The 23,495-nt window shown below is 69.4% G+C and carries 12 protein-coding genes; 6 read left to right on the plus strand and 6 right to left on the minus strand.

Going from position 1 to position 23,495, the window contains the following annotated elements:
* The first annotated feature begins 5 nt into the window (after window positions 1-5).
* On the plus strand, window positions 6-1,226 hold the full coding sequence (gene efeB, locus ASC99_RS21280) for an iron uptake transporter deferrochelatase/peroxidase subunit (protein WP_057234411.1): 1,221 nt from the start codon (window positions 6-8) through the stop codon (window positions 1,224-1,226).
* A 24-nt stretch (window positions 1,227-1,250) separates the two neighbouring features.
* Here efeB and ASC99_RS21285 read toward each other — a convergent pair whose 3' ends face one another.
* Together ASC99_RS21285 and ASC99_RS21290 are read right to left on the minus strand one after the other, a co-directional pair.
* Window positions 1,251-2,348 (minus strand): nitronate monooxygenase family protein, encoded by a 1,098-nt coding sequence (locus ASC99_RS21285; protein WP_082598501.1) that lies wholly within the window; start codon window positions 2,346-2,348, stop codon window positions 1,251-1,253.
* Window positions 2,345-2,959 carry a flavodoxin family protein gene (locus tag ASC99_RS21290; protein ID WP_057234413.1) on the minus strand — a complete coding sequence of 205 codons (615 nt, stop codon included), beginning with the start codon at window positions 2,957-2,959 and terminating at the stop codon, window positions 2,345-2,347. Before ASC99_RS21290 ends, ASC99_RS21285 begins: the two co-directional genes overlap by 4 nt.
* Before the next feature lie 108 nt (window positions 2,960-3,067).
* Between ASC99_RS21290 and ASC99_RS21295 the strand changes: the two genes are divergently transcribed.
* The 4 genes from ASC99_RS21295 to ASC99_RS21310 all read left to right on the plus strand — a co-directional run bounded on the left by ASC99_RS21295 (window position 3,068) and on the right by ASC99_RS21310 (window position 7,482).
* On the plus strand, window positions 3,068-3,712 hold the full coding sequence (locus ASC99_RS21295; RefSeq protein WP_057234416.1) for a TetR/AcrR family transcriptional regulator: 645 nt from the start codon (window positions 3,068-3,070) through the stop codon (window positions 3,710-3,712).
* A gap of 46 nt (window positions 3,713-3,758) precedes the next feature.
* Window positions 3,759-4,694, plus strand: a complete 936-nt coding sequence (gene pheA, locus ASC99_RS21300) for a prephenate dehydratase (RefSeq protein ID WP_057234418.1) — start codon at window positions 3,759-3,761, stop codon at window positions 4,692-4,694.
* Between the two features lie 710 nt (window positions 4,695-5,404).
* Window positions 5,405-6,682 (plus strand): serine--tRNA ligase, encoded by a 1,278-nt coding sequence (gene serS / locus ASC99_RS21305; protein ID WP_082598502.1) that lies wholly within the window; start codon window positions 5,405-5,407, stop codon window positions 6,680-6,682.
* The gene (locus tag ASC99_RS21310) at window positions 6,679-7,482 is read left to right on the plus strand and encodes an HAD family hydrolase (RefSeq protein WP_057234422.1); all 804 of its coding nucleotides are present in this window, start codon (window positions 6,679-6,681) and stop codon (window positions 7,480-7,482) included. The genes serS and ASC99_RS21310 overlap by 4 nt, the downstream gene beginning before the upstream one ends.
* A gap of 126 nt (window positions 7,483-7,608) precedes the next feature.
* Here ASC99_RS21310 and ASC99_RS21315 read toward each other — a convergent pair whose 3' ends face one another.
* From ASC99_RS21315 to ASC99_RS21330, 4 genes are all read right to left on the minus strand, one after another.
* The gene (locus tag ASC99_RS21315) at window positions 7,609-9,432 is read right to left on the minus strand and encodes an LCP family protein (RefSeq protein WP_057234424.1); all 1,824 of its coding nucleotides are present in this window, start codon (window positions 9,430-9,432) and stop codon (window positions 7,609-7,611) included.
* 167 nt (window positions 9,433-9,599) lie between these two features.
* Entirely contained in the window at window positions 9,600-10,469 is an 870-nt protein-coding gene (locus ASC99_RS21320) for a sporulation protein (RefSeq protein ID WP_057234426.1), read from the minus strand.
* A 161-nt stretch (window positions 10,470-10,630) separates the two neighbouring features.
* On the minus strand, window positions 10,631-10,993 hold the full coding sequence (locus ASC99_RS21325; protein ID WP_057234428.1) for a hypothetical protein: 363 nt from the start codon (window positions 10,991-10,993) through the stop codon (window positions 10,631-10,633).
* 3 nt (window positions 10,994-10,996) lie between these two features.
* Entirely contained in the window at window positions 10,997-17,128 is a 6,132-nt protein-coding gene (locus ASC99_RS21330; protein WP_057234430.1) for an RHS repeat-associated core domain-containing protein, read from the minus strand.
* A 495-nt stretch (window positions 17,129-17,623) separates the two neighbouring features.
* On the opposite strand from ASC99_RS21330, the gene ASC99_RS21335 reads away from it, so the two are divergent.
* The gene (locus tag ASC99_RS21335) at window positions 17,624-23,377 is read left to right on the plus strand and encodes a LamG-like jellyroll fold domain-containing protein (RefSeq protein ID WP_057234432.1); all 5,754 of its coding nucleotides are present in this window, start codon (window positions 17,624-17,626) and stop codon (window positions 23,375-23,377) included.
* Window positions 23,378-23,495 lie beyond the last annotated feature (118 nt).

Below are 23,495 nucleotides of genomic sequence, written 5' to 3' on the forward strand. Positions count from 1 at the left end.
ACCGTATGACCTCTCTCTCCGGACTGTCCCGCCGTGCCTTGTTGGGCAGCGCCGGGGCCGCCGGCCTGGCCGTCGGGGTGGCCGGTGGCGCGCTGGGGCAGCAGGCCCTGGCCGCCCCCGGGCCCGCCGACGACGGCGCCGCCGTGCTCGGCCTGGCCGCGATCCCGTTCCACGGACCCCGCCAGGCGGGCATCCTGCAACCCGCCCAGGCACGGGTGCAGTTGGCCGCCTTCGACCTGGCCGACGGGGCCGGCCGGGACGGGCTACGGAAGCTGATGCAGCAGTGGTCGGCGACGGCCGCGCGGCTGGCCCGGGGGGAGGAGGCTCCGTCGGCGGAGAACCAGATCGCACTGGACGCCGGGCCCTGTTCGCTGACCTTCACCTTCGGCTTCGGCGCCTCGCTGTTCGACCGGACCGGCCTGACGGACCGTCGCCCGGCTGGCCTCACCCCGCTGCCCGACTTCCCCGGGGACGCCATCGACCGGGCCCGCAGTGACGGCGACCTCTGGGTGCAGATCGGTTCCGACGACGCCCTGGTCGCCTTCCACGCCCTGCGGGTGCTCCAGCGGCAGGCCGCCGGACTGGCCACATTGCGCTGGCAGATGACCGGCTTCGGCCGGACCCCGGGCGCCACCCCGCACCCGATGACCGGCCGCAACCTGATGGGTCAGGTGGACGGCACCAACAACCCGAAGCCGGGCCAGGACGGCTTCGAGGAGAAGATCTTCACCGGCGGCGCCGGCTGGCTGAACGGCGGCACCTACGCGGTGGTCCGGCGGATCAGGATGCTGCTCGACAACTGGGAGAGCCTGCCGACGGACCGTCAGGAGCGGGTGATCGGGCGACGGAAGTCGGACGGCGCCCCGCTCTCGGGCGGGACGGAGACCACTGCCGTCGACCTTGCCGCCCGGGGTGCGGACGGCGCGCTCGCGGTGGCGGCCGATGCCCACATCCGAGTGGCGGCACCCGCTTCGAACGGCGGGGCGACGATGCTGCGGCGCGGGTTCTCGTACGCGGACGGCGCGTTGGCGGACGGGTCGCCGGACGCGGGGCTGCTCTTCGTCGCCTTCCAGGCCGACCCGATGACGGGGTTCGTGCCGGTGCAGCGGAAGCTGGCGCGCGGGGACGGACTGTCCCGGTTCCTCCGGCACGAGTCCAGCGGGCTCTACGCGGTGCCGCCGGGGGCGCCCGAGGGCGGCTACGTGGGGCAGACGCTGCTCGACTGATGCCCCGCCGTTGAGGGACTCGGCTCACTTCAGCACATGCTCGATGTAGTCCCGAGCCGTGCGGGGACGGGTGAGTGAAGCGGCCTGCCCCGCCCAGAGGTTGACGTAGTCGCTGCGGCCCTGGGCCGCGGCCGCTCGGCGGATCGGGAGCATCAGGGCGTTCTGCAGCGGGTAGGGCGGGACCTCGTGCTCGTGGGCGGCCAGGTCGCGGACCAGGCGGTTGGGGATGCCCCGGGCCGGGCGGCCGGAGAACAGGCGGGTCAGGACGGTGGTCCGGGCCTCGGGACTGCCCAGGGCGGCCTTGTGCACGGCACTGGCACCGGATTCGGCGGTGGCCAGGAAGCCGGTGCCGATCTGGACGGCAGCGGCGCCGAGCGTACGGGCGGCGGCCACCCCCCGGGCGTCCGCGATGCCGCCGGCGGCGACCACCGGAATCCGTACCGCGTCGGCCACTTGGGGCACCAGGGAGAAGGTGCCGACCAGCGACTCGGCGACGGGCCGGAGGAACGAACCCCGGTGGCCGCCCGCGTCCGAGCCGGAGGCGACCACCACGTCCAGACCGGCCGCCTCCAGAGCGACCGCCTCGTCCACGGTGGTGGCGGTGCCGATGGTGACGATCCCGGCCGCCCTGGCCCGGTCGAGCACCCACTGCGGGGGGATACCCATCACGAAGCTGACGGCGGGCGGTGCGGCGGCCAACAGGGCCTCGACCTGCTCAGCGAAGTCCGGTGCGGGCTCCGGGTGTTCGGGCAGGTCTGTGGTGAGCTCCGCCGGCAGCAGCCTCAACCGGCGGGCGTGCTGCGCGAGTTGGTCCTCGGTCAGGCGGAGTTCGGACTCGCCGGGCTGTGGCACCCAGAGGTTGACGGCGAAGGCACCCCGGGTGGCGGATCTCAACTCGGCCACCAGTGCGGTGATCTCGTCCGGCTGCAGGATGTGCGCACCGTACGAGCCGAGGCCGCCGGTGTCCGCGACGGCGGCGGCGAGCGCGACCGAGGAGAGACCGCCACCGAACGGGCCCTGGACGATCGGGTGGGTCAGGCCGAGCAGCCGACGCAGGCGGGGGTCGGCGTCCGGGTGGTCGATGGCGGGGTGCTCGGCGGCCGGGTGGTCGGCGGTGGTCATGCGGCCACCGCCGCGAGGGCGCGGGTGCCGGCCGCGTACCGGGCGGCGGTCTCGGCGACCCGGCGGCCGAGGTGTTCGGCGGTGGCCAGGTCGGCCTTGCCGGGGTGCTCCTCCGGACCGAGGTCGGACGGGGCCTGGGCCATCGCGCCGAGGAAGCCGCCGAGCCGGTTGAGGTCCTCGGGGGTGCCGGTGGAGCTGTACAGCCAGGCCGGCGGCAGGCCCAGGCTGACCCAGTTCATCCCGTGCTGGGCGGCGAACACCGCCATCGAGGTCAGGGTGTTGAGCTTGTCGCCGTTGACCCCGGCCGAGGTGGTGAAACCGGCCGCCAGCTTGCCGGACCAGCCCTGCTCGGCCCAGACCTTCCCGCTGGCCTCGGCGAAGGCCTGGAAGACGGCGGACGGGCTGCCCATGTAGGTGGGCGAGCCGAGCACGATCGCGTCGGCGGCGGCCAGCTCGGACCAGAGCCGGTCGTCCAGCCGGCTGAGGTCGAGCAGTGAGGCCCGGGCACCGGGGAGTGACTCGACGCCGGCGGCGACGGCCTCGGCCTGGCGGGCGGTGTGGCCGTAGCCGCTGTGGAAGGCGATCGCGACGGTGACGGCAGATTCGGACATGGCGGTTCCTCGGTTCTCTGAGCGGTGGTGCGGAGTGCTTGTCGAGGACACTAGACGACCGGTCAACTATCTGGCAATCAGTAGTTGACCGCTCGTATACTCCGAGCCATGGGACGCACGAGCACCGCACGGGACCGCCTGCTGGACGCCGCCTGCGAGCTACTGAAGAGCCGGGCCTACAGCAGCATCGGGGTGGCCGAGATCTGCACCAGGGCCGATGTCCGGAAGGGCAGCTTCTACCACTTCTTCGAGTCCAAGCAGGCCCTCACCCTGGCCGTGGTCGAAAGCCACTGGGCCGCCCAACGGGCCGACTGGATCGGCATGTTGACCGCCCCCGGGGTCACCCCGACAGCGCGACTGGAGCGGCTGTTCAGCAGCATGGCCGAGGTGCAGCGCGCCGCGCAGGCGGAGTTCGGCGCGGTCAGCGGATGCCTGCTGGCCAACCTGGCCCTGGAGCTCAGCACCCAGGAGCACGCGGTGCGGGAGCGGCTGGCGGAGATCTTCGAAGAGGAAATCGAGCTGGTGCACGGCGTGCTGACCGAGGCCGCGACCGCCGGGGAGATCCCGACCGCCACCAGGGCGAACGCCCGGGCGGCGGTGGCCCAGCTGGAGGGCATGGTGCTGTTCGCCAAGGTCACCGACGACCCGGCCGTCCTCGACGGGCTCTGGCCGCAGGTTGCCCAGCTGCTCGGAGCCAAGCCCGCCGTTGACCAGAGGACGGACGCTTCGGTGACCGGGTCGCGGACTGACTAAGGTGGGTTGGTCGGGCAGCACCAGATGCATTTCGTACGGAGGCGGCATGTCGGCCACCCGCTACACCTACCTCGGTCCCGCCGGAACGTTCACGGAGGCGGCGCTGCGTACGCTGCCGGAGGCCGCGACCCGGGAGCTGGTGCCGATGGCTTCGGTGCCGGCCGTACTGGACGCGGTTCGGGCGGGCGAGGCGAGCGGTGCGTTCGTGCCGGTCGAGAACTCCGTCGAGGGTGCCGTCACCGCCACCAGTGACGAACTCGCCACCGGCACGGCCCTGATGATCTACCGTGAGGTGCTGCTGCCGATCTCGTTCGCGCTGCTGGTGCGGCCCGGGACGGCACTGGACGACATCAAAACCGTCACCAGCCACCCGGTGGCCCAGCCCCAGGTGCGACGCTGGCTGGCCGCGAACCTGCCGGACGCCCGCTGGGAGTCGGCCGCCTCCAACGCGGACGGCGCGCGGCTGGTGCAGGAGGGCCGGTTCGACGGGGCGTTCGCCGGGGAGTTCGCGGCCCCGATCTACGGTCTCGAACCGCTGGTCACCGACATCCACGACGCGGCCAACGCGACCACCCGGTTCGTCCTGGTGGGGCGGCCGGGACGGGTGTCCTCGCCGACCGGGGCGGACAAGACCTCGATGGTGGTCTGGCTGCCGGACGACCACCCGGGCGCGCTGCTGGAGCTGCTCCAGGAGTTCGCGGTGCGCGGCATCAACCTGATGCGGATCGAGTCCCGGCCGACCGGCGAGGGGCTCGGCAACTACTGCTTCCTGATCGACTGCGAAGGGCACCTGAGCGAGCGCCGGGTGAGCGAGGCGCTGATGGGGCTGCGGCGGATGTGTCCGCAGGTGCGGTTCCTCGGCTCCTATCCCCGGGCGGACCAGGGTCAGCCGACCGCGCTGCGGCCCGGCACCTCGGACCAGGATTTCAGCCTCGCCGCGGACTGGCTCTCCCGGGCACTGGACGGGCGCGGCGAGGTCTGAGGCCACCCCGCTCGAAGATGATCTGAATCGGTCATTTCATGCCCGGAAATGCCAGTTCTCGACACGCCGGTAGCTTCACCCGGCCGGTCGACTGACCGTTCCGTACCGCCGCCCGCCGCAGTCGTCGGCGGGCGGACGGCTTCGTCCACAGTCCCCCGATCCATCCACAGGCGGGCCCAGGCCGAGTTATCCACAGTTATCCACAGGCTTGGGGACGAGTCGACAAACCGGCATATCCACTGGCCGGGCCGGTCAGATCATCCGCTTCTCCGTCAGAGCCGACTAATCGGACCAGAGTCATCCTTCCTCTGGCAAATCACCCGTCCGAGTGCGCGAATTCCCTCACCTGAGAGGAGGAATCGAGGTTTGAAACCTCAATTCCTTCGCAGATCACCGGCCCAGCCTGCACATCCCGGTCATCCACAGGCCCGGAGTCGAGCCTGTGGAAATCCGGCGCCCGGCGACCTCTGCACAGCAGTTATCCACAGGTTGACGGCAGTTATCCACAGGCTCAGCGGGCCAGCCACACCGCGCTGACCTGCGCCGGGGCGAATGGACGGGGGCAGGATGCCAGAGAAGCGGGCAGAAAGCGACATATACGACAGGAAGCTGCCACTCGAGCCCTTCCAGCCCCTCCGGCCCCAGCGGACCCGAACAGCGACAGCAAATCAGGTACCGGTCCGGCAGCCCTGCCCCGGTAGGCTTGCCACGTGATTGACCTTCGCCTGCTCCGTGAGAACCCCGACCGAGTGCGCGCCTCGCAGCGTGCCCGTGGTGAGGATGTCGACCTGGTCGACGCCCTCCTCTCCGCCGACGAACGGCGCCGCTCCTCGGGCAGTCGCTTCGACGAACTGCGCAACGAGCAGAGGACGCTCGGCAAGCAGATCCCCAAGGCCCAGGGCGACGAGAAGGCCGCGCTGCTCAAGCGCACCGGCGAACTCGCCACCCAGGTCAAGGCAGCCGAGGCCGAGCAGCGCGAGGCGACCGAGGAGGCCGATCGGCTGATCCGTCAGCTGGCCAACCTGATCGACCCCGCCGCCCCGGTCGGTGGCGAGGAGGACTTCGTCACGCTGGAGGAGATCGGCACCCCGCGCGACTTCGCGGCCGAGGGCTTCGAGCCCAAGGACCACGTCGAGCTGGGCAAGGTCCTCGGCGCGATCGACACCGAGCGCGGCGCCAAGGTGGCCGGCTCGCGCTCCTACTACCTGACCGGTGTCGGCGCGCTGCTGGAGCTCGCCCTGGTCAACATGGCGGTCGCGCAGGCGGTCGAGGCCGGCTTCACCCCGATGATCACCCCCGCCCTGGTCCGCCCGGCGGCCATGGACGGCACCGGCTTCCTCGGCCAGGCCGCGGAGAACGTCTACTTCCTCGAGGAAGAGGACCGCTACCTGGTCGGCACCAGCGAGGTCCCGCTCGCCGCGTACCACATGGACGAGATCATCGACGCGGACAAGCTGCCGCTGCGGTACGCCGGTTACTCGTCCTGCTTCCGCCGCGAGGCCGGCACCTACGGCAAGGACACCCGGGGCATCATCCGGGTGCACCAGTTCGAGAAGGTGGAGATGTTCGTCTTCACCACGCCCGAGGACGCCGAGGCCGAGCACCGTCGCCTGCTCCAGTGGGAGAAGGACTTCCTCAACGCGCTCGAACTCCCCTACCGGGTGATCGACGTCGCCTCCGGCGACCTTGGCTCCTCGGCGGTGCGGAAGTTCGACATCGAGGCCTGGATCCCGACCCAGGGCAAGTACCGCGAGGTCACCTCGACCTCGAACTGCACCGAGTTCCAGTCCCGCCGACTCGCCATCCGGCTGCGCGAGGAGGGCGGCAAGGTCCGTCCGCTGGCCACCCTGAACGGCACCCTGGTCGCCGTCCCGCGCATGATCGTGGCGATCCTGGAGAACCACCAGCTGGCCGACGGTTCGGTCGCCGTACCGGAGGCGCTGCGGCCCTTCCTGGGCGGACGAGCCGTCCTGGAACCGGTCAAGTGACCTCCGGGCCCTACCGGTTGGTCGCGACCGACCTGGACGGGACGCTGCTGAACTCGGCGGAGACCGTCACCCCGCGCACCCGCGCCGCGCTGGCCCAGGCCGTCGCGGCCGGGGCGCTGCACATCATCGTCACCGGCCGGTCCGCGGTCTGGGCCCGGCCGGTGTTCGACGAGATCGGCTACACCGGGCTGGCGGTCTGCGGGCAGGGCGCCCAGGTCTACGACGCCGGGGAGCACCGGCTGCTCACCTCGCTGACCCTGGACCGCCGGGCGGCGGCGGAGGCGATCGCCAAGATAGAGGCCGAAATCGGCACGCTGGCGATCGCGGCCAACCAGGACGGGCTGGACGGCGAGGTACTGGCCGGTCCCGGCTACCAGCTGCAGACCGGCTCGGGGCTGCCGATCCGTCAGGTCGGCACCGAGGAGCTGCTGGTGGCTCCGATCAGCAAGCTCTACGTGCAGCACCCCGGGCACGGCGACGACTCCCTGGCGGAGGTGGCCCAGCGGGTCGCCGGTGACCTGGTCGGCGTCACCATGGCCGGGGCCGGGATCGTGGAGCTGCTCCCGCTCGGCCTGACCAAGGCCACCGGGCTCGCGGTCGCGGCGCACCGGCTCGGCGTGAAGGGCTCCGAGACCATCGCGTTCGGGGACATGCCCAACGACGTGCCGATGTTCGGCTGGGCCGCACACGGGGTGGCGATGGCCAACGGGCACGAGCAACTGCTCGCGGTCGCGGACGAAGTGACGGTCGGCAACGACGAGGACGGCGTGGCCGTCGTGCTGGAGCGGCTCTTCCCTTAGCGGAGGCACACGCTGCGGCAGCCAGGGGCTCGGGGAACTGCGACACCGACCTCGGACAAGGTGATCCGTACGTAGGAGGTCAGGTACTTTCGCAGTTCCCCGAGCCGTAGATGCTCGGGCGCCTGCCTAGCCGCCCGCCGGGCCGTAGGAGACGTCGTCGCAGGCGGCGGTGTCGGCGGGGCGGGCGGCTTCGGCGATGCTGCTGGGGATGGCCGTCGGGGTGGTGGCGGGGGTGCCGGCGGCTCCGTGGGCGGCGGCGTAGTCCTTGCCGAGGACCAGGTTGATGCCCGCCCTGGTGGAGGACTCCAGGGTGGCGCCGGGGAAGAGGTCGGCGACGGTCTGGGCGGAGGCCTTCTGACCGGGGCCGTACTGGACCACGGTGGTGGCATGGGTCTGGGTGGAGGCGTTGCCGACCGTGCCGACGGTGAACTTGGACTCCTTGAGGGCGTTCACCGCCCCGGTGGTGAGCCCGGCCGTGGTGGTGCCGTTGTAGACCGAAACCTTGATCCCGGTGCCCTTGACGGGGGCCGGCGGGGCGGCCGGGGCCGAACTGACCGGCGCGGCCGGAGCCGAACTCGGCGCGGGGACAGCGACGTTGGCGTCCTGGCCGTCCAGCGTCCTGCCGGACTTGAGCGCCTGCCAGAGCACGTCGACGTCCGGCTTCACCAGGGCCACCCGGGAGCCGTCGAAGCGCCAGGGGGTGGTGATGAACTGGATGTTGTGCAGGTCGATGTTCTTCATCGACATCGCGAACGAGAGCAGCTTGGCGGCCGAACCGAGGCCCTCGTCCACGATCAGCGACTTGGTGGCCGCGTTGGCCAGCGGGAGCAGGGTGGTGGCGTCCATGCCCTTGCTCTTGACGTCCTTGATCAGGGCGGACAGGAAGGCCTGCTGACGCTTCATCCGGCCGATGTCGGAGCCGTCGCCCACGCCGTGCCGGAGCCGGACGTAGTCGAGCGCCTTCTGACCTGAGACGGTCTGCTCGCCCTTGGGGAAGATCTGCTTGCCCTTGTGGCCGAGATTGGGGTTGAGGTTTCCCTCGTAGATGGCGTTCGGCAGGCAGACGGTGACACCGCCGACCGCGCTGGTCATCGCGGCGAAGCCCTGGAAGTTGACCACGATGGTGTGGTCCACCCGGAGGCCGGTGAGTTTCTCCACGGTGTTCTGGGTGCAGGCTGGGTTGCCCGCATCGGTCTCGCCGACCGAGAAGGCGGAGTTGAACTGGATGCTCGTCTCCTCCTTGGTCCACTTCCCGTTCGGCAGCTTGCACTTGGGGCGGGCAACCATCGCGTCGCGGGGGAAGGAGACACCCACCGCGTGCTTCCGGTCGGCGTAGACGTGCAGCAGAATCGTGGTGTCCGAGCGGGCTCCGCCGTCCTCGCCGCCACCCAGGTCGGCGTTGCCGCCGGCCCGTGAGTCGGAGCCGATCAGCAGCACGTTGATCGGGGTGTTGCCGTTCGCGTCGGGAGCGGCCGCGTCCGGGCGGTCCGAGCTGAGGCCGTCGCTGTCGAAGGTGCTGATGTTGCCGTTCAGCTTCAGGTAGATCGCGCCGCCGGTGAGCACCACCAGAGCGAGCGCCCCGGTCGCCACCCAGGCCACGACCTTCTTCTGGTTGCGCTTCTTCCCGCCCGGACCCGCCGGCCCGCCTCTGGCGCCGCCCTTGCCCTTGGCGGCAGCCCTGTCGGCCGCCCGCCCGCCCGGCCTGGCAGGCGGCGGCACCTCGGCCCGGCCCTGCTGCTGCGCGCGCCGGGCCTCGGCGCGGCCGCCCTGCTGGCCCGGTACGGCCTGGCGGGGCTCCTGACGGGGTGTCGGCTGCGGCTGGTAGTCCCGGGGCTGCTGAGCGGCCGGCTGCTGCTCCTGGTACGGGTCGCGGTAGGGCGCGCCGTAGGAGACGTCGTCACGCCACCATTCGGCGTCGTGGTCCGACGACCCCGGCCTCTGGCCAGACATACGCACACCTTCCGCCGGCAGGCAGGGACAGCTCGATCGACAACGCTCCCGTGCGGTCTGTTGTCGGAAAGAACCGCATACAGCCCTTCGGAGCTTCTGCGGAGCATATAAAGGCAACATTGCGGAGTCACGGGCCGGGCTGCCCTCTTGGACGGGCAGCCCCCGGATCAGTCCTCGAAGATCTCCTCGAAGGACTCCTCGACGACCTCGTCCACGAACTCCTCCAGCACCAGGCCGCCGACCACGCCCACCGCCGCACCGGCCGCCAGGCGGCCGCCGTGCGAGCTGTGCGCCAGCGCCTGCTGGATCCAGTCGTCCACCACCGCGGTCAGGTCCTGCCCGGCCGAACTCCGGTCGAGTACATGATGGTTGATCACATCACTGCTGCGGCGGTCGAGTTCGAGCACCACCTCGACCCGGTCGGCGGCGGCCAGGAAGGTCAGCTCCAGTGCCTTGAACAGGTGCGCGTACTGCGGTCCGGCCAGGTACTCGATCTCCTGGTAGAACGGCAGGCTCTGCCCGGTGCCCCGGATCCGCCCGGACTCCAGGTCGGCGCTGTGGAAGCGGAAGCCGAGCGCCGCGAACGCCTCCAGCACCCCGCGCTGGAGCGGCAGCGGCTCGACCCCGAGCGGGTCGACGTCGCCCTTGTCCCGGGCCCCGCTGATCTCCACCTCGGTCCGGACGCCGAGCGACATGCCGTGCAGGTGCTGCCCGGCCACCACGGTCACCGGCGTCTCGTACGGCGCCGGGACCGCGAACGGGATCGAGCGCTGCTCACCGGCGGCCAGGGTCAGCGGCGGACTGACCGAGTAGCGGGCGAACGAGGCCAGGCCGTCGCTCTCGCCCTCCGAGTGCTCGATCTCCACCCGGGCCACCAGGGTCAGCGTGATACCGGAGATCTTCGCCTCCTGGCTGCCGCCCACCAGGTTGACCTGCCCCTGGATCAGCCCACCGGGCTGCACCGCCGGCGTCGCCAGGACGGTGTCGACGGTGGGCCCACCGACGCCGAGCGCACCGAGCAGCTTCTTGAACACCATGGGGCGGTACTCCAACTCCGGGAAAGGGAAAGGCGTACGGAGAAACGCAGGCTACGGCCCTGCGGTTCCCCACAGCCACGCCCGCCCCACGAAACGGCAGAGCGGGCCCCCGGCAGGATGCCGGGGGCCCGCTAGGGAACGTGACGGTCAGCAGCGACCGGTCAGTTGACGGAGCCCTCCGACTCCGACTCCGCCCATATGGGTCGCGCGACCGCGACGTAGCAGAACTGGATCACCAGCTGCACCACGAGGGGGATCCAAGAGATCGCCTGCAGGAAGAGCAGCGCACTCAGCGAGAGCCCGATCGCCAGCAGGACGCGCAGCGGAAGCCGGGGCCAGCTCGAAACCAGCAGGTTCGCGAAGGACACCACGATCAACGCCGGAACTCCCATGAAAAGCGACAGCGCCACCAGTGGCTGGAGCAGGCTCCCGTCCATGAAGGGCACCCAGTGGGTGGGAGCCACTGCTACCCAGACGACGGCGTTGATGGCGAGGTACTTGAGAATCTCCCTCAGGAATTTCACTGCTCAGCACGCTGCCATCGGGTTCTCGCACGGCCACGGCGAGACCCGGACGATGCGGATCACCTGGGGTCCGTTCTCCCGGCTCATGTCCGGCTCGATCTTGCTCAGCGGCGCATTACTCCGTTTACCGGAGTGCTGTGAGTAGAGAATCTCCCCTGGCTGCAGGCCGGTGATGACCGCGGCATGGTGGATCTCGCCCGGCTTACCACCCTTCGAGCCGTCAGCGTACTCCCAGAACATGAGGTCTCCCGGTGCCGCCTTGCTGACCGGAACTTCGTAACTTCCGGTGCTCTCGAGGAAATTGAAAAGGCCCCCTGCCACCGTCCAGGTCTTCGATCGCTTCTGCAGGCGGAGCTGGTCATCCGTGAGCCCGGAGATCCAGTCAGGAATCCAGTCCGACCCGTTCCACCACTGGTCAGGGGTGTCACTCGCGTGCCCGCGGAAGGCTGACTTTCCGTCCCACTTCCCCGGCATTCCGGCGGCCGCGAGTGCGTCGGAGACGAAGTTGGTGCAGTTGTCGCCCGTGGTCGTGTCGATCTCCTCATCCCCGTGCTTCTGCGCCCAGTCCACCAGCGTCTGGTAGTTCAGGTACCTGTTCGACCGGCCGGCATTGGTGTTGTCGGTGTTGACGTCCTCGAGGGTTCCTCCCCAGTTCATCGTGGTGTCGGCGAAGGTGGTGCCGCTGGCCGGCTCACCGATCCAGGCGTCGTCACTGTTCTCGAGGACCCGCAGCCCCGACGGGTCGCTCGCGTTGGTCGGGTTGTTGTTCGTGTAGGTGTAGCCCGTCAGCGACTGCGGGTCCTTGATGTTCAGGTCCGGGTCGACGCTGATGAACTTGCCGATCGTCGGGTCGTACTCGCGGGCCCCGATCTCGGTCAGTCCGCTCGCGGGGCTGAGCGGCATGTCCAGGAACCCGTGGTTGTCCGGCCAGGTGCCTCCGGTGGTGGTGCCGCGGAGGTTGCCGTACGGGTCCATGGAACGCCGGGCCAGCGCCAAGGTGGTGGTGTTGACCGACAGTTGCTGGCTGTTGTGCAGGTCGCCGACCAGGTAGCAGGTGCCTGCGGTGGTGCCGTCGGAGACCCCTACGGTCAGCGCCCCCAGGCTGTAGTAGCGCTTGGTGGTGACCACGCCGCCCGAGGTACGGGTGATCTCCTGACCGGGCAGGTACAGGGTGGTCGAGCCCGGATCGCGCCGGAGGAGTTCCTTGCCCTCCGGCGTGTAGATCCAGGAAGTCAGACCGCCCGGACCCGTCAGGGATGAGGGCTTACCCTCCTCGTTCCAGACGATGGTCTGACTGCCCGTCGGCAGGGCACGGGTGAGCGTGTGGCCGACGTTGTCGTACGTGTAGCCGGTCGGACCGGCCGCGCCACCTGTGGTCCCGGCCAGGCGGTGTCCGCCGGCGGTGTAGTTGTAGGTGGTGGTCACGTTCGACCCGCCAGCCCCCGGCAGCGTGTGGGCGACCTGGGACAGCCGGTCACCGGCCGCGTCGAAGGTCCACGTGGTCCAGTAGGGGTTGGGGCCGCCGATCACGGAGTTGCCCGCCGAGGTCGGGTCGTTGGTGCAGTCCGCCGCAGCCGTCCAGGCCGTGTTGAGGCGGCCCAGCGCGTCGTAGCGGAAGCACTGGTTGTCGACCGGCGCGGTGCCCTTCGGTCCCCGGGTGTCGGTGACGGAGGTGAGCTGGCCGGCCTCATTGTACTGGTACTCGGTGTCGTCCAGCTGCGGGACGGCCACCTGGGCGGTCAGGCTCGCCTTCTTGACCTTCAGGGTCTGCAGGTCGTAGGTGTACGACAGCTTGGCGTTGTTGGTGGACCCGCCGTACGTGACCTGGCTCGGCAGCCCGTACCCGGTCAGGGACTGGGAGGCCATCACCGAGGTGCCGTGCACCTTGACCGGGTTGCCGAGCTGGTCGTAGGTGTTGTTGATGATCTCGGCCGGCATGCCGGTCACCGGGGCCGGGGTGACGGTGAGCAGCAGGTTGGTGCTGCTGTAGCCGTACCGGGTGATGTAGGTCTTGTTGAGCCCGGTCTCGTAGGCCGGAACGACCGTCAGCTGGCTGATGGCGTTGCCGGCTCCGTCGTAACCGGTGGTGCCGGTGACGTAGTTGCCGTTCGTGGTGTAGCGGGTGGCGTTGGTGAGCTTGCCGGCCTGCAGGGTGTCGTAGAGCCAGGACGCCAGCTTGGTGCCGGAGGTCGAGCCCGAGTACAGGGCGGTCCGCCGGCCGAGCAGGTCGTACGTGTAGGCCAGGGTCTGCCCCCGCGAGTCCGTGCTGGAGCTGAGCTGGCCGGCGTTGTCGAAGGCCGAGCTGGAGCTGCCCGTGTCCGGGTCCTGCTGGCCGGTCCGCCGGCCCAGCGTGTCCAGGGTGAAACTCCAGCTGAAACCGCCGGACTGGAGCGAGGTCTGCCGCCCGAGCGCGTCGTAGCCGTACACGGTCGGTTGGAACGAACCACCCGACACCACACTGCCGTTGACGGTCGGGGCGCTGGTGTACTGGTCCAGCTCGATGTTGCGACCACGGGCGTCGGTGACGACGGTCTCGATAGTGCCACCCTGCGGCGGGATCGTCGTGGTGCGGTCACCGCCGTAGACCGTCTGGGAGGTCTTGGTGACCGCGCCGCTCCGGTAGGCCGTGGCCGTGGTGATCCGGCCCGAGCCGTCCAGCGTGTTGACCGTCCGGTCGTCCACGGAGTCGATGGCGACCTGCCGGACGATGCCGCTGGGTGCCTCGGAGATCAGGTAGTGGTTGTTGGTCGCGACCGTCCAGCCGTGGCCGTCGTAGAAGGTGTCGGTGACCTGGGAGCCGCCGTTCTCCGACGTCACCTGGGTCTGCACGGTCCGGCCGAGCGCATCGAACAGCTTGGTGGACATCACGTAGTTGGTGCCGGTGCCGTAGTCGACCAGGTCGTTGGCCGTCACCACCTGCGGGCCCATCACCTGCATGAGGTAACTGTAGGTGTGACTGGGAGTCACCTGCCCCTGGGTGCGGCCCGGCTTCCATACCTGGGTGAGCCGGCCCAGGGCGTCGTACGTCCCGCTGGTGACGTGCCCGGCGACGTCGGTGACGGAGACCTTGCCGCCCCGGTCGGGGGCGAGGACCGTGGTGGTCTTCTGACCGAGCGGGTTGGTGGAGACGGTCTGGGTCAGCACACCGCCGGCGGCCGGGGTGTACACCGCGGAGGTGGTCCGGCCCAGGGCGTCGCCCGAACTCGCCACCCGGCCCGAGGAGTCGTACGTGTTGGTGGCGCTGGTGAAGAAGCTGCCGTTGTTGAGCGTCTCGACCTTGGTCGGGTCGCCGGCACCGGGCAGCGCACCGAGAGTGCTCGAACCGTCGTAGTACGTCCGGGTGTCGGCCTGGATGTTCGACTGGGCGGTGCCGACCGGCGGGCAGGCCTGCTGACTGATGATCACCTCGGAGGCACGGTTGCGCACCCAGTTGGTGGTGTTGTCCGCATAGGTGGTGACGGTGCACAGTTCGGGCACGGCGTCGCCCGACTCGTCCTTGCGGGTCACCCGGCCTGTCGAATCGTAGCCACTGGTCGTGGTCACGGTGCGCACACCACCTGCGGCGAGGTCGGTCAGCGTACGGGACTTGGCGACCTGGACCAGGTTCGCGGTGAGCGGCTTGAGGCCGTCCCGGTTCCGGGTGGCGGTCGTCGCCAGCACCACGGGATCGGTGAAGGTCCGGCTCAGTCGGGCTCCCCCGTCGCCGTTGTAGCTGGTCGCTTCGAACGCCTGGCCGACGAGCGCGCCGTCGTCGTTGACCGACTCACCGAGCGAGTTGGTGACCGCGGCGGTGCGGATGCCGTTGTTCGGCAGGGTGTCACCGTTCATGCCGCGGAAGTACGTGGTGGCCGCCTTCGTCAGCTGCTCGCCGTTGGAGGCGTTGCCGGTCTTGGTGTGCACCTCACCGTAGCCGCGGAACTGGCCGTAGGTCCGGTTCGCCGGCTTGACCACCTCGTTGTCGTCGAAGTGCCAGGCGGCCGCACCGATGTACGAGTACATCGTCTTCTGCATCGGCGTCAGGCCGGACGGGTCGTGGATGTCGACCTCGGCGACGACGTACTTGTTGAAGTAGTCGAGGATCGGTTCCGAGTAACGAGGGGGAGTCCAGTACGTGGGCATGCACTGGGAGGTGTTCTGCGAAGGGTCCGCCGGAATCGTGGCCTTCGAACAGGTGGTGCTGTAGGTGATGCCGATGACCCCACCGGTGTCGGTGCTGATCGAGGTCAGTCGCCAGTGCGGCATCCCCGACATCGTGGTGTAGTCCAGCACCCGGTTGACCATCGCCTGGCCGTAGAACGTGATCGGCAGCATGGGGATGGACGCACCGGTCTTGTCGTACCCGGTGCGCTTGATCGCGGTGAGCCACAGTTCCGGATCGGCGTCGGGCGGGAATGCTTGGTCAAGATTGTAGGAGTCGACCTTGGTGTATCCACCCGAGCCGTTCGTGTACTGGGTGGTGATATTGGTCAGCCGCTTGGTCGACCAGAAGGTGGGCGAGTGCGTGTTGCAGGTGGTGCCCGAGGTGCACTGCTGGTCCACCGGGACGTCCGGCCACTTGGTGGCATTGGCGGCGGTCATCTGCGACGGGTCGCAAGAGAACGAGCCGTCGGGCGTGCAGCGCTCGGCCGTGGTGAAGACGATCTGGTCGGCTGCCGGAGCGGCGTAGACCGTGCCGTTCTCGCTCCGGAGGCCGTAGTCGATCCGGTTTAGATAGCCGCCCCGGACGTAATTCGTCCCGGTGGTGGAGTTGTTCTGCCCGTACTGGTTCGTCTCGGGCGTGTAGTAGTACATGCTGGCATTCCCGTGGATATCCTCGACGTAGTCGAGATTCCACCGCCAGCCCTGCGTGCAGGCCGATGAGGAGAATCCGGCGGACGAATAGCACGGGTCGCCGGAATGGGCCCCGTAGACCGGCGCCGTCCAGGTCGAATTCGTGGTCCCCTGATTGGTGTAGCCGGGTCCGCTGTTCCGACCGAAGAAGTACTGGGTGCCGTCGGTCGTGGTGACCTTGAAGTACTCACCGTTCAGTGCGCCGTTGGAGCTGCCGGTGAGCATCTCCACCCGGTCCCCGCTGTCCGACTGCGCGTGCAGCGTGTGCGTGGTGTCGTCGTAGACGAGCGCATCGGATTTGCCGTTGAGACTCAGCGTGAGGATCTGGCCCGCCCAGCACTGGTCACCCGTCTGCGAAGCGGTCGGCAGGTCGGTCAGCGCCGAGCACGAGCGGTAGGTCCGCTCCACGAACCCGGGGGAGTACTCCCAGCCCTCACCGATCCAGGAGGACTGGTTGTTGGTGGTCCCGGTGCGGCCGTCGATGGACGAGGAGGAGTACGAGAGCGCGACGTTCGGTGCGGCACCGGCCGCGACCGGAGGCACCGCGATCGGGTACGTCCAGGTGAAGCCGCCGGTTGAGCCGCCCGCGGACCAGGTACCGGACGGGCTGAGCGAGGTCGCGGTGAAGTCGCCGCCGGTGCCGGAACTGCCCGGCACCGCCGCCATGACCATCGACGGGGCTGCCACCGTTCGCGCGGCGAACGGCGAGGCGGTCTTCGCGGGAGCCGGCGCCGGCGCCTGGATCTGGGTGGTCAGCGTGCTGTGCGCGGTGTCGTTGCGCGAGCCGGTTATCGGCGTCTGCACCTGACAGGCCGGGACCTGTGGCGTCGTCAGCGCGCAGGCGGGCAGCTGGACCAGGCGCAGTCGGCCGCCGAAGTCCGCACCGCCGGCATCCCGGAAGGCCGAGTAGTCGAGCGTGGCCTCCATCGGGCCGACGGCCGAGGCATCGGCGGGGGTCAGCGAGAGCAGCACACCGTTCACACCGACCTGACTGGCCGTCGCACGGTCGTGCAGCTGCACGTGGATCTTGGGCGAGCCGGCCGCGGCACGAGGCGCCGCCACGGCCCCGGGGCCGGCCGAACGGAGACTGAGCGGCACGCCGGCCGACGGCTTCACGTCGAGCTGGACATCGGCGGCGGAGGCGGACGGCCAGGCCGCCGCCTTGGGCCGGGCACCGGGCAACTGGCCCTTGATGGCCGAGGCCCGCCCGTCCTTCAACGGGAACGGCTTGCTCGGAATCCGGTGGTCCGGCGTGGCCGACGGGTGCGGCGTCGCAGCGAAGGAAACCTGCGGGCTTGTGGTCATCGCAAGGGCGAGGACGGCGACGGCGACCGTCCTCCGTATACCCCTGCGTGAAACCACAGGTCTGAATTTACCTGTAGTCACGAAAAAACCCATCCAAATATCATAAATTGGACACAATTACCAAAGTAGCAGTCGGACTTTAGCGTCGGGAGAGCGCAGCGGCAATGCATAAATGGCTTGTGAGCAGCCAACTCCGGACGCTAGCCTGTGCCGCTAACCGGATTCCCGGATGGCCGCCGACTGTTTGTGGGGCATCGGGGTTCGGGCCCGGGGGCGGTCGGTGTTTCTTCAACCACCGCTCTCGAGGAACACCTGAAGATGAGACGTACCAGCAGAGCTGCGATATTCAGGCGAACGAGTCTGAGTCTGATAGCAGCCGTCGCGGCATTCACTGTCGCCGCGCCGGTCGCGGCCGCGGCACCGACTCCGAAACCCGCACCTTCGTCGGAGCGGACGGAACCGCCGAAGCCCGCGGACAACACGCCCCCGCCCGGTGTGTCCACCGCCAAGGCGCCGGCCGCCCCGGCCGCGCCGGATGCGGGCCTCGCGGTGGCGAAGGCGAAGAAGAGCAAGCAGCCGGCCGAGATCCCCTCGCAGACCACCGAGTACGACCAGGTCATGGCACAGCCGGACGGCAGCTTCCTGCTGCAGACCTACGTGCATCCCGTCCGGGTGAACCAGGGCTCGGGCTGGGTGCCGGTGGACACCACGCTGGTGCAGCGGGCCGACGGCTCGGTGGCGCCGAAGGCGGCGTCGGGCAGTGCCGTGTTCTCGGGCGGCGGCAACGGCCCGGCGGTCACGCTGTCGCACGGGGACCAGAAACTGGCGGTCTCCTGGCCCGCCCCGCTGCCGAAGCCGGTCCTGAACGGCGCGTCGGCGACCTACCCAGGTGTGCTGCCCGGCGTCGATCTGCAGCTGACCGCGACCTCGGACTCTTACACCGAGGTGCTGGTGGTGCACGACGCGAAGGCGGCGGCCAACCCGGCTCTCAAGTCGCTGCGCCTCACGGTGGACGGCACGAACCTGACGGTGAAGGCGGCCGCGGACGGTTCGCTGTCCGCGCTCGACACTGCGGGTAAGGAGGTCTACCGCTCACCGGCCCCCACGATGTGGGACTCCTCCGACGAGCCGAAGCTGGGTGACAAGCCCACCGCCACCTCCCAGGGGTCCGGAAAGCTCAGCAAGCTCGGGGTGAAAGCGGAACCGAAGGCGGCCGCCGCGCAGACCAAGGCCGCCGGGGCCGCGAAGGCACTCCCGGCCACCCAGACCACGGAGGTGACGCTCACTCCGCCGGACACCGCGCTGACCGGGCCCGATGTGAAGTACCCGCTGTTCATCGACCCGTGGTTCGCGCCGGGTGCGGGCAACTCCTCGGGCTACTGGGTGAGCGTCTCCAACAAGGGCTACAACTACTACAACTCGTCCTCCGAGGACGCCCGCACCGGCTACTGCGGCTGGAGCAACTGCAACTACGACGTGCTGCGCTCGTACTTCAACATGAACACCTCGGGCATCCTGCCCCGGAACGGCGTGCGGCCCAGCCTGACCAGTGCCCGCTTCTACATCACGCAGACCCACGTGGGCGCCTGCAGCACCCAGCCGACGGACATCAACGCGTCCGGCTGGGTGGACGGGGGCACCAACTGGCCCGGTCCGCTCGGGCGTCACCTGGACCAGCAGTGGTCGGACGCGGGCGGCAACTCGGACTGTCCGAAGAGCGCCAAGGAGTTCTCGTTCAACGTGGCGAGCGGTGTGCAGGACGCGATCAACAACAGTTGGTCCTGGACGACGTTCGGCCTGCACGCGGACAACGAGGGCGACCGCAACCAGTGGAAGAAGTTCGACCACAACCCGCACCTGGACATCGCCTACAACTACCCGCCCGGTGCGGCGGGCAACCTGTGGGTCGGCGGTGAGTTCAACTGCAACGGCGTCAACTACGTCAACAACAACACCAACTTCACGGTGAACGCGCAGGCCACCGACCAGAACCCCAATCCGCTCCCGCTGAAGTACTGGTTCGAGGTGTGGAACGAGAGCAGCAAGCTCTCGTGGAACTGGAACTACGCCCCGGTCCAGACGACTTCGGGCGCGGTCGGCTCCTGGCAGTCCAACTACGGCACCTACCCGAACGGCAACTACCGCTTCCGGGCCGCCGTGGAGAACGTGCCCCCGCAGGGCGATCCGGCTGCGCCCGCCTGGTCGAGCACCGGCGCGCTGGGTGACAGCAACGACAACTACAACAACTCGATGGCGCCGGCGACGCTGCACGCGTTCACCGTCCTCAACGAGACGATGCCCTCACCGTGGCTCGGCAGCTACGACTTCCAGGTAGACCAGAACGGCAACCCGGTCTGGGGCCTGCCGCAGGGCACCGCTGGGACCTTCCTGCTGGGCAACAGCGGCAACTCGAACACCGCCGGGTACTCCTACGCCTTCGACTCCGGCGGCTCGGTCGACGCGCTGACCAACTCCACCTGCAACTACAACAGTCAGCGCTCGGCCGGCGGCGCGGTCTACGGCCTGATACCAAGCGCCGGCGGCACCACCGCCCTCGCGATGCCGTCCGGGCTGAGCGTCGGTCACCACACGCTGTGGGTGAAGAGCTTCGACGCCGCGCACAACATGTCCCCGACCGCGGCCGCCTACGAGTTCTTCGTCTCCCCGAACTACAACTCGGGCCCGGTGAAGTTCGAGGTCGAGGACGCCTCGAAGGTGACCGTCACCACGGGTGCGCCGCAGGGCGTCGTCACCGCTCCCGCCACACTGGTCCAGGACTGGGGACCGACCGCCTGGTCGAACAGCAAGCAGGTGCTCTTCGAGGGCAACGAGGTCGGTGACACGTACTCGATGTCCTTCAACACCACCCTGGACGCGGACTACTCGCTGGGACTCGGCCTGACCCGGGCGACCGACTACGGGAAGCTGAAGGTCGACCTGGACGGGACCGTCCTCGCGGGTACCGACACCAGGCCCTTCAACGGCTACGCGCCCTGCTGCGACACCAAGCACCTGGCGTTGGGCGGGGCACGGCTCACGCCCGGCACGCACAGGATGACGGTGACCGTCGTGGACACCGATCCGGGCACGGCCGGCAGCGGTCACCGCTACTGGGCGGGCATCGACTACATCAATGCCGTCCCGATCAACAACGCGACCTTCGCCGGCTTCTCGGCGGCGATGAACAACCGCGGCATCAGTGACGACGCCAACCCGGGGGCGGCCAACCTCGACTTCTCGTTCCGCAACGCCGGAGGCGACGTCGGCGGCACCACCGGTAGCGGCAACTCGCTCTCGAAGCAGACCCTGACCGCGGCCGGCCTCGGCGCCGGCGCGAAGTTCACCGCGTCCGGTTTCGACTTCACCATGCCGTCGCCGAACGCCGCCGCCAAGGACAACGTCATCGCGATGGGACAGACCATCACGTTGGACGCGTCCCAGCAGGTGCCGGCCAACTCGGTCGCCCTGCTGGTCACCAGCACCTGCGGCACCGCGCCGCAGTCCAGCGCCACCGTGACCTACGCGGCCGGTGGCCCGGCGCCCGACAAGCCGGTGACCTCGCCCGTCCCGGACTGGGTGGCCGGTACCGACAAGACCGCGGCCTACAACCTGCCGTACCTCAACTGGCCGGGAGGCGGCCACGGGCCGGCCGCCCGGCTGTACCTGCTGGTGCTCCCGGCCAACCCGGCGGCGAAACTCAACAGCGTCACCCTCCCCAACTACGGCTCCACCATGGTGCCCGGAACCTGCCCGAACGCGGTGCACGTCCTGGCGATCGGCGTGCGCCCGACGTCCGCCGGCCAGGTCCTCACCAGCGCCGACACCAGCGCCGGCAACCACCCGCTGACCCAGACCGGCGCCGTCTCCTTCAGCCCCGACCACGGCAGCACCGCCACGACCGGTGGTTCCGCCGTCTTCGACGGTACCGGCGGCACCCTGCGGACCAGCGGTCCGGTCCTGGACACCATGACGAGCTTTACGGTGTCCGCCTGGGCGAAGCCCAACGCCACGCCGGCCGGCGTCTGGCAGTCCCTGGTGGAGCAACAGGGCACCAACATCGGCGGGTTCACCCTCGGCTACAACCCCGAGACCAACCGCTGGAACTTCAGCCGACCCACCAGCGACACCATGAACCCGCAGTCGGTCGGGACGTGGTCGTTGGCAGCGCCACAGCTCGGGACCTGGACGCACCTCACCACGGTCTACGACAACAGCGCCGGCAAGCTGCTGCTCTACGTGGACGGGGTCCTGCAGAGCAGCATCGCCTACACCTCACCGGTGGCCGCGAACGGTCCGCTGGTGATCGGGCGAGGGCTCTACAACGGGGGCGCCACGAACTACTTCCGGGGCTCGCTCTCGGACGTGCAGGCCTACCAGCGGGCCCTGACCGCGAGTGACATCAGCACCCTGGCCGCCTCCCCGGCACCGGACGCACTCGCCACGCCCGCAGGTCTCTGGCCGCTCTCCGACTACGGCCGCACCTGGATCGGCGCCTGGGCGACCACTCCCACCGGTGGGGCGACGGCGGCCAGCGGCAACCTGTTCGCCGGTCAGACCGTCCGTCAGGTGATCCACCCGAGCACCATGGGGGCAGGCCCGGACCGGAAGGTCCGCGTCCGGCTGACGAACCGTTACGGCACCGGCCCGGTGACCGTCAACACCGCTTCGGTCGCGTTGGACGGCGGCAACGGTGTCAACGCCAAGCCGGCGGTGGCACTCACCTTCGGCGGGGCGGCGAACAGGGCCGTCACGATCCAGGCCGGTGCTGAGGTGTTCAGCGACCCGGTGGCCGTCTCGGCCCTCGGCGGCAGCGGGGACCTCGCGATCAGCCTCTACCTGGCGAACGGGGCCGCCACGGCGCCGAAGTCGGACGCCGCCGCCGTGAACAGCCTGACCTCTCCCGGCGACCGCACCACCGACACCTCCGGGGCGTCCTGGTCCTCGCGCGATGGCTGGTACTTCCTCGGCGGTCTCGACGTCACCACCGGTGACGCCGGGCAGGGCACGATGGTGGTCCTCGGCGACCAGAACGCACTGAACACCGCCGGGGTGACCGGTTGGGCGGACAAGCTGCCCGGGTCCATCGCCGCAGCGCAGCTCGACCCGACACAGATCCCGGTGCCCCAGGGCCTGGTGAACCTCTCGGGCCGCTCGACCACGGTGGCCGGGGTGGCCAACTCGCTTGGCCAGCGCCTCCACAACTGGTGGCGCCTCGCCGACGGCAGCGGCACCATCGGCAAGGACCTGGTCGGGGCGAACCCGGTGAACTTCACCGGTGCCACCTGGTCGACCGACCACCCGTCCAGCACCAGCGGCTCGGTGAGCCTCACCGGCGCCGGTTTCGGCACGGTGTCCGGAGCGATGGTCGACACCACCAAGCACTTCTCGGTCTCCGCCTGGGTCAAGCCGGTGGAGCTCGGTGGTGTGATCCTCTCCCAGAAGGGCAACAACTCCTCGGGCTTCATCCTGTGGCCGGACGCCGACAATCACTGGCACTTCGGGATGGCCACCGCGGACAGCGGCTGGAGCTACGACCAGGTCATCTCCAACGGGACGGTCGCCCTCGGGACCTGGACCCACCTGACCGCCACCTACAACGGCAACAACGGCGCTATGACGCTCTATGTCAACGGCCAGCCGGTCGGGAGCGGTTGGCACGGCGCCAACCTGGCCACCAGCGGAGACGTGCTCATCGGCGCGTACCAGTACCTCGGGGACGTGTACTCCCGACTCAAGGGCAACGTGGCGGACGTCCAGATCTTCCGCGAGGCGCTGCCCGCCAACGACGTCGCACTGCTCGCGGCGGGCGCCGGATCCGACCTCCAGGCCGGGAACCTGCTGAACGCCGGCGCCCTGGACCAGCCGAACCTGCACACGGTGGTGCTCGCCCTCGGCGCGAACGACCTGGCGCACGGTGACACTCCGGCGGTCATCGAGGCGAACATCCAGTCGCTGGTGACCGACATCAAGACCGGCCTCAAGCAGTTCAAGCGCCCGGACGGCTCGGACCTCGTGCACGTGATCGTGACCACCGTGCCCGCCCAGGGCTGGACGGCCGAGGACCCGCGGGAGATCGCCAGGGTCCAGCTCAACAAGGACATCACGGAGAACAAGATCTCCGCGACTGACGGTATGGAGGACATCAGCACCGTCGCCGCGGCGGCGAACAGCACCGACCGGAACGTGGTGAGCTCGGCGATCGCCGACCACTTCGTATCGGACATCCAGAGCTACGTGATCACCCTGTAGCGGCTGCCGTCCTGAGACAGGGCCCCCTCCCGACCACGGTCGGGAGGGGGCCCTGTGCGTCCGTCGGGCCCATGCCAGCCCAGTTGTAGGATGACCGGGCAAGTAGTTGTAGGATGAC

It is taken from the genome of Kitasatospora sp. Root107 (assembly GCF_001424875.1).
Classification (GTDB): domain Bacteria; phylum Actinomycetota; class Actinomycetes; order Streptomycetales; family Streptomycetaceae; genus Kitasatospora.

Excerpts from the sequence above, each read along its gene's own strand:
- efeB (WP_057234411.1), top strand. The coding sequence starts at position 6 with ATGACCTCTCTCTCCGGACTGTCCCGCCGTGCCTTGTTGGGCAGCGCC.
- ASC99_RS21285 (WP_082598501.1), bottom strand. The coding sequence starts at position 2,348 with ATGACCACCGCCGACCACCCGGCCGCCGAGCACCCCGCCATCGACCAC.
- ASC99_RS21290 (WP_057234413.1), bottom strand. The coding sequence starts at position 2,959 with ATGTCCGAATCTGCCGTCACCGTCGCGATCGCCTTCCACAGCGGCTAC.
- ASC99_RS21295 (WP_057234416.1), top strand. The coding sequence starts at position 3,068 with ATGGGACGCACGAGCACCGCACGGGACCGCCTGCTGGACGCCGCCTGC.
- pheA (WP_057234418.1), top strand. The coding sequence starts at position 3,759 with ATGTCGGCCACCCGCTACACCTACCTCGGTCCCGCCGGAACGTTCACG.
- ASC99_RS21315 (WP_057234424.1), bottom strand. The coding sequence starts at position 9,432 with ATGTCTGGCCAGAGGCCGGGGTCGTCGGACCACGACGCCGAATGGTGG.
- ASC99_RS21320 (WP_057234426.1), bottom strand. The coding sequence starts at position 10,469 with ATGGTGTTCAAGAAGCTGCTCGGTGCGCTCGGCGTCGGTGGGCCCACC.
- ASC99_RS21330 (WP_057234430.1), bottom strand. The coding sequence starts at position 17,128 with ATGACCACAAGCCCGCAGGTTTCCTTCGCTGCGACGCCGCACCCGTCG.